This window comes from Pseudomonas nitroreducens, assembly GCF_014204515.1.
Taxonomy (GTDB): Bacteria; Pseudomonadota; Gammaproteobacteria; order Pseudomonadales; family Pseudomonadaceae; genus Pseudomonas; species Pseudomonas nitritireducens_A.
This window is the reverse complement of sequence record NZ_JACHLI010000070.1, coordinates 1-5,592: the sequence shown is the minus strand read 5'-3', so window position 1 is coordinate 5,592 and position 5,592 is coordinate 1. Positions and strand designations below refer to the sequence as shown.

Genomic DNA, 5,592 nt, shown 5'->3' with positions numbered 1-5,592 from the left:
TCACTTCCATTGGGCATACGCTTAAAACCAGTCACAAGACTATCTCCTAGTTTAAGCGTGAGGCCCTGCCCTCAGATACAGGGGGCCAAACCACTCTCTTCATCAGTAGCTGAATCGAGAACTGTTGCACTGACCAGTTGAGCCCGCCAGAGGCTGACTCCTTGTTTGCATTTTTTGGATTCAGAATCTTATCAGATGCCGATTGAGATTCGTCTGATTTCTTCTTGATCGGTCATTACGCAAGATGCATCGCGTTCGAGCAGCCACCTGGTGCCATTCCGGCTCCAAGGCTCGAGCAATTGGGCAGTGGCCGAACAGACGGTCGCACCCAATCGATATTTTCGTAATCGGGAGAGCATTTCATGAAATCCACACTGCGCGCTGGGCTGATCGGCCTGACAAGTGCCGGCCTTTGTGTCCAGGCCTTTGCCGCCGCCCCGCAGACCGGGGTGATCAACATCACCGGCAAGGTCACTGAGACCAGCTGCGTGCTCGACTCCAGCGCCACCAACATCGACGTGAAGTTGCCAGCCGTCGACAAGGACCTGCTGGTTGCCGCACAGAGCAGCACCGGCCGTACCGGTTTCGCCATGCAGGTGACCGGCTGCTCCGACGGCGTGAAGGTCTCCGCGGCCTTCGTTCCGGACAGTCACGTCGATGCCTACGGCAACCTGAAAAACTCCGCCGCCAGCGGCGCGAGCGACGTGCAGGTGCAGTTGCTCGACCAGAACCAGACGGCGATCAACATCAACACCGACGATGCCACCTCGCAGTTGGCCCGCGCGGTCACTGTCAGCGGCTCGACCCCGGTCACCCTGCAGTACTACGCCCAGTACTACTCGCAGGCCGGCAGCGCAGGCGCCGGTGACGTCGCCGCCATGGCGAACTACCAGCTGACCTACGAATGATCCATCAGGCCCGGGGCACAAGCCTCGGGCCGCAAGAGGTATTTCCGATGCCGACCGTTCCCACTCACTGGCTGTTCTCCGTGTTCGTTGGCGTGCTTTTGTGCACGTTCGCCCTGACTGGTGCCCAGGCGGGCGTCATGATCGACGGGACGCGAATCGTCTACCCCGCGAAGGAACGCGAAGTCACCGTGAAACTCACCAACAAGGGCACAGCGCCCGTGCTGATGCAGGTCTGGGTCGACCGCGGCAATGCCCAGGGCAGGCCGCAGGATGCCGACGCGCCGTTCCTGCTCACGCCGCCGATCTTCCGCCTCGATCCGCAGAAGGGGCAGAGCGTTCGCCTGGCCTTCACCGGCGAGAACCTGCCGCAGGATCGCGAGAGCCTGTTCTGGTTCAACGCCCTGGAAATCCCCCCGGTGCCCCAGGACGCCAGCGGCAACCTGATGCAGATCGCCGTGCGTTCGCGCCTGAAGTTGTTCTACCGCCCCGCCAGGCTGTTGGGCGACCTGCCCAGCGCCATCGAGCAGGTGCGCTGGAGCGTTCAGAAGCAGGGCGCGGGCTATGTGCTGCGCGGCGAGAACGCCAGCCCCTACCACCTGTCCTTCAGCGCGCTGGCGCTGCAGCAGGGCGGGCGCAGCCATGACACCGGCGGCGGCATGATCGCGCCGCAGAGCCACCACGACTTCCCCCTGCCGGGCTTCGACGGCGGCAGCGGCGGCAAGCTGCGCTATCGCTGGATGAGTGATTTCGGCGCCTCGGCCGAGCTGGAAGCCGCGCTACGCTGACCCCGAAGTGGCACGTCTGCATGACGTGCCTTCCCCGATCCACGCCATAGGGATAGCCCATGCCCCCGACGACCCGAACGCCGCGGATTTCCGCCGGCGGGCCGCCGCATTTCCAGCGTCTGTTGCTGGCGGTGGCCGTAGGTACCTGCTTCATAGGTACCGGCCTGGCTGCCGCCGCCAAGGCCGCCGACAGTGACCTGCAAGCCTCCTTCAACCCGGCGTTCCTGCAAGGTCCGGCGGGCCTGCAGGTGGATGTCAGCCGCTTCGAGCGCGGCAACCCGGTGGCGCCGGGCAGCTACCGGCTGGATGTCTACGTCAACCAGAACTGGATCGGTCGCCAGGAAGTGCGGGTGCGCGATGGCCAGCCGCCGAGCTACTGCTTCGCTCGCAAGCAACTCGCCAGCCTGGGTGTGGACAGCCTGCAGCTGCCGGCTGCGCCGGCGGGCAGCGAGTCCGACGAGGATTGCGTCGACCTCGCGCAACGCATTCCCAATGCCCGCGCCGACCTAGACCTGGCCGGCCTGCGCCTGGACCTGAGCATTCCCCAGGCTTACCTGAGCCGCGTGGCGCGCGGCTACGTCGACCCGCAGGACTGGGATCGCGGCGTGACCGCGGCCTTCGTCGATTACAACGCCAATGCCTACCGCAATCAGGGTGGCGGTCAGGACAACACCCAGTACTACACCGGGCTCAATGCCGGGGCCAACCTGGGCGACTGGCGCCTGCGCCACAACGGCAGCTACAGCCGCAGCAGCGGCAACGGCCCGAGCGCCAGCCACTACGACGCGGTGAGCAGCTATGCCCAGCGCGATCTCACCGGGCTGAAGTCGCAGCTGACCCTGGGCGAGTACTTCACGCCTTCGGAGCTGTTCGACAGCGTGCCCTACACCGGTGTCCAACTGGCCTCCGACGACCGCATGCTGCCCGACTCCCAGCGCGGCTTCGCCCCGGCCATCCGGGGCACCGCCGAAGGCAACGCGCGGGTCACCGTGCGCCAGGGCGGCAACGTGCTCTACGAAACAACCGTGGCGCCGGGCCCCTTCGTCATCGACGACCTGTACAGCACCGGTTACTCGGGCGATCTGGAGGTAACGGTCACCGAGGCCGACGGCCGCGCGCGCAGCTTCACCGTGCCCTTCGCCTCGGTGGCGCAACTGCTGCGCCCTGGCACTTCGCGCTACAGCGTCACCGCCGGCCAGTACCGCGACGACCGTCTTGCCGAGGAGCCGAACTTCGTCCAGGGCACCTACCAGCGCGGCATATCCAACAGCTGGACCGGCTACACCGGCGGCATCATCGCCGACCAGTACCTGGCGGTGCAGGGCGGCCTGGCGCTCAGCACGCCGGTGGGCGCCTTTGCCTTCGACGCCACCCACTCCAGCGCCTCGGGCCTGGAAGCGCGCGATGGCCTGGGCAGTTCCTCCAGCGGGCAGAGCTACCGGCTGAGCTACAGCAAGCTGCTGGAAAGCACCCGCACCAACTTCGTGGTGGCGGCGTACCGTTTTTCCAGCGAGGGCTACCTGAGCTTCGGCGACTACGCTCAGGCCCAGGATTCCAGCGCCAACGCACCGTACCGCCAGCGCAACCGCGTGCAGGTCAACGTCAACCAGCCGCTGGCCGACGGCTACGGCAGCCTGTTCCTCAGCGGCTCGTCGCAGAACTACTGGCAGAACGGCAAGTCCAGCGACACCAGCTACCAGGCCGGCTACTCCAACAGCTACCGCTGGGGCAGTCTGAACCTGTCGGCCAGCCGCACGCGCCTGGAGCGGGGCGAAACCGATACCCAGTACCTGCTCAGCCTGTCGCTGCCGCTGGGACGCTCCAGCCACGCGCCGTACCTGAGCAGCTCCACCAACTGGTCGGACAAGGGTGATGCGAACAGCCAGCTGGGCGTCTCCGGCTCCCTGGGCGAGTTCAACGAATTCAGTTATGGCGTCTATGGTTCGCGCTCGCGGGGCGACGGCGACACCAGCACCGCCGGTGGCGCCAATGCGCAGTACCGCGCGGCGGCCACCAACATCTCCACCAGCTATAGCGAAGGCGATGGTTTCCGCCAGGTCGGCCTGGGTTTGTCGGGCAGCATCGTCGCGCATCCGGGCGGCATCACCTTCAGCCAGGCCCAGGGCGAAACCCGCGCCATCGTCGAAGCCAAGGGCGCCGAAGGCGCGCGGCTGCTCAACAGCAGCGGCGCGAAGGTGGATGGCAGTGGCTACGGCGTGGTGTCGAGCCTGATGCCGTACCGGCAGAACGAAGTGGCGCTGGACCCCAAGGGCACCGCCGACGACGTCGAACTGCAGCTCACCTCGCAGAACGTCGCCCCGCGCTTCGGCGCCGTGGTGATGCTCAAGTACCCCACGCTGACCGGCGAGCCGGTGCTGCTGACCCTGCGTGACGATCGCGGCGAGGCGCTGCCGGTCGGCGCCGAAGTGCTCGACGCCCAGGGCAACAGCCTGACGCTGGTGGGGCAGGGCAGCCGCGTGTTCATCCGCGCCGCCGAGCGCGCGGGCGAGCTGACCGTGCGCTGGGGTGAGGGCGAGGATCGCCAGTGTCACGTGCGCTACCAGCTGCCGCCGGCGGCCGAGAAGAGCGCGTCCGCCTTCACCAGGGCCGAGGCGCTGTGCTCGCGCAGCACCGGGCCGACGCAGATCGCCGCCCGCTGACCGAAAGAGGACCCCATGCGAATCCTGATCCTGCTCCTAACCCTGCTCTGCGCGCCCACGGCGCTGGCGGCGGTGTGCACCTTCCAGTCCGGCAACGCCAGCGTTATGGCTAACCTGGCGCTGCCGACCACCCTGAGCGTGCCGCGCAATGCCAGTAACGACACGGTCCTCTGGGACAGTGGCTGGAGGGGCTACGCCTCCACCAACATCACCTGCAACTCTACCGGCAACGTCAGGGGTGGCCACGCTGGCGGCATCGGCGCGGAGGTGCCCGGTTTCACCAGCAATGGTTTCCCTTCGGTGTTCCAGACCAACGTGCCGGGCATCGGCATCTCGGTGTTCTGGTGCAACAACGCCACTGCCAGCTGCAACCCCGACCCGACCAAGATCACGCCGCTGCCCAGCCTGGCCTGGTCCGTGCAGGCCGCCAGGTACCCGCTGAACACCAACTGGCGGGTGCGGCTGATCAAGACTGCCGACATCGATGCCAGCGCCGGCACGGTCAGCGTGGCCGGTATGTCTTACATCTACTACGCCGACCTGGGTATCTCCACTCTGACGATCACCGGCGCCTCGCAGATCACCGGCCTGGGCTGCGAGGTGAGCGCCGACAGCCGCAACATCGACGTGCACCTGCCGACCATCGCCAAGACCGACTTCGAGGAGTCGTCCATCCCGCGCGCCAACGACAAGGCCAAGGCGTTCAAGATCAACCTGCTGTGCGACAGCGGGGTGAAGGTCAGCTACCAGATCGACGGCGCGCAGACCACTGGCGACGGCAACGTGCTGGCCAACGCCAGCGGCACGGGAATGGCAACCGGCGTCGGCGTGACCCTGTTCAAGGGCGACCTGAGCAGCGTCACCCGCCTGCCGCTGGCGACTCGCTTCCTGCAGACCACCACTTCCACCGGCAACCAGTCGGTGAGTATCCCGCTGACCGCTCGCTACTACCGCACTGCCGGCAGCGCAGCGGCGATGGGCTCTGGGTTGGTCTCCACGGCCGCAACGTTCACACTGACTTATGAGTAATTAGAAATTAGGGGCTCAATCAGGCCAGCCATATTGCGATGGATACGAGGCTGAGCATCGACTGATAGTTTTTTGCCAGCCGCTCATGTCGGGCCGTGATCCGCAGGAACTGTTTCGTAAGCGCTTGATTGACGACGTCCTTGCGATGCGAGTAGGCGCAGTTACTCAGTCGCGTTGAGGATCCAGGGCAGCAGGGCTTCATAGTCCTCG

General features: G+C 66.0%; 5 protein-coding genes. 4 read left to right on the top strand and 1 reads right to left on the bottom strand.

Annotated elements, in window-relative coordinates; genetic code table 11:
- Positions 1–362 precede the first annotated feature (362 nt).
- The 4 genes from HNP46_RS35465 to HNP46_RS35450 are packed head-to-tail and all read left to right on the top strand — an operon-like array spanning position 363 to position 5,382.
- Positions 363–908 carry a fimbrial protein gene (locus HNP46_RS35465; RefSeq protein WP_184598949.1) on the top strand — a complete coding sequence of 182 codons (546 nt, stop codon included), beginning with the start codon at positions 363–365 and terminating at the stop codon, positions 906–908.
- Positions 909–955: 47 nt separating this feature from the next.
- Complete coding sequence (locus HNP46_RS35460; RefSeq protein WP_221455239.1) at positions 956–1,693, top strand: fimbrial biogenesis chaperone; 738 nt, start codon at positions 956–958, stop codon at positions 1,691–1,693.
- Between the two features lie 59 nt (positions 1,694–1,752).
- Positions 1,753–4,353, top strand: coding sequence for a fimbria/pilus outer membrane usher protein (locus HNP46_RS35455; protein WP_184598947.1), 2,601 nt, complete (start codon positions 1,753–1,755; stop codon positions 4,351–4,353).
- 15 nt (positions 4,354–4,368) lie between these two features.
- Positions 4,369–5,382 carry a fimbrial protein gene (locus HNP46_RS35450; protein WP_184598945.1) on the top strand — a complete coding sequence of 338 codons (1,014 nt, stop codon included), beginning with the start codon at positions 4,369–4,371 and terminating at the stop codon, positions 5,380–5,382.
- Between the two features lie 19 nt (positions 5,383–5,401).
- Here the strand turns inward: HNP46_RS35450 and HNP46_RS35730 are convergent.
- On the bottom strand, positions 5,402–5,592 hold a 191-nt coding region (locus tag HNP46_RS35730), incomplete at its 5' end, for a hypothetical protein (RefSeq protein ID WP_409372493.1).

Excerpts from the sequence above, each read along its gene's own strand:
- HNP46_RS35465 (WP_184598949.1), top strand. The coding sequence starts at position 363 with ATGAAATCCACACTGCGCGCTGGGCTGATCGGCCTGACAAGTGCCGGC.
- HNP46_RS35460 (WP_221455239.1), top strand. The coding sequence starts at position 956 with ATGCCGACCGTTCCCACTCACTGGCTGTTCTCCGTGTTCGTTGGCGTG.
- HNP46_RS35455 (WP_184598947.1), top strand. The coding sequence starts at position 1,753 with ATGCCCCCGACGACCCGAACGCCGCGGATTTCCGCCGGCGGGCCGCCG.
- HNP46_RS35450 (WP_184598945.1), top strand. The coding sequence starts at position 4,369 with ATGCGAATCCTGATCCTGCTCCTAACCCTGCTCTGCGCGCCCACGGCG.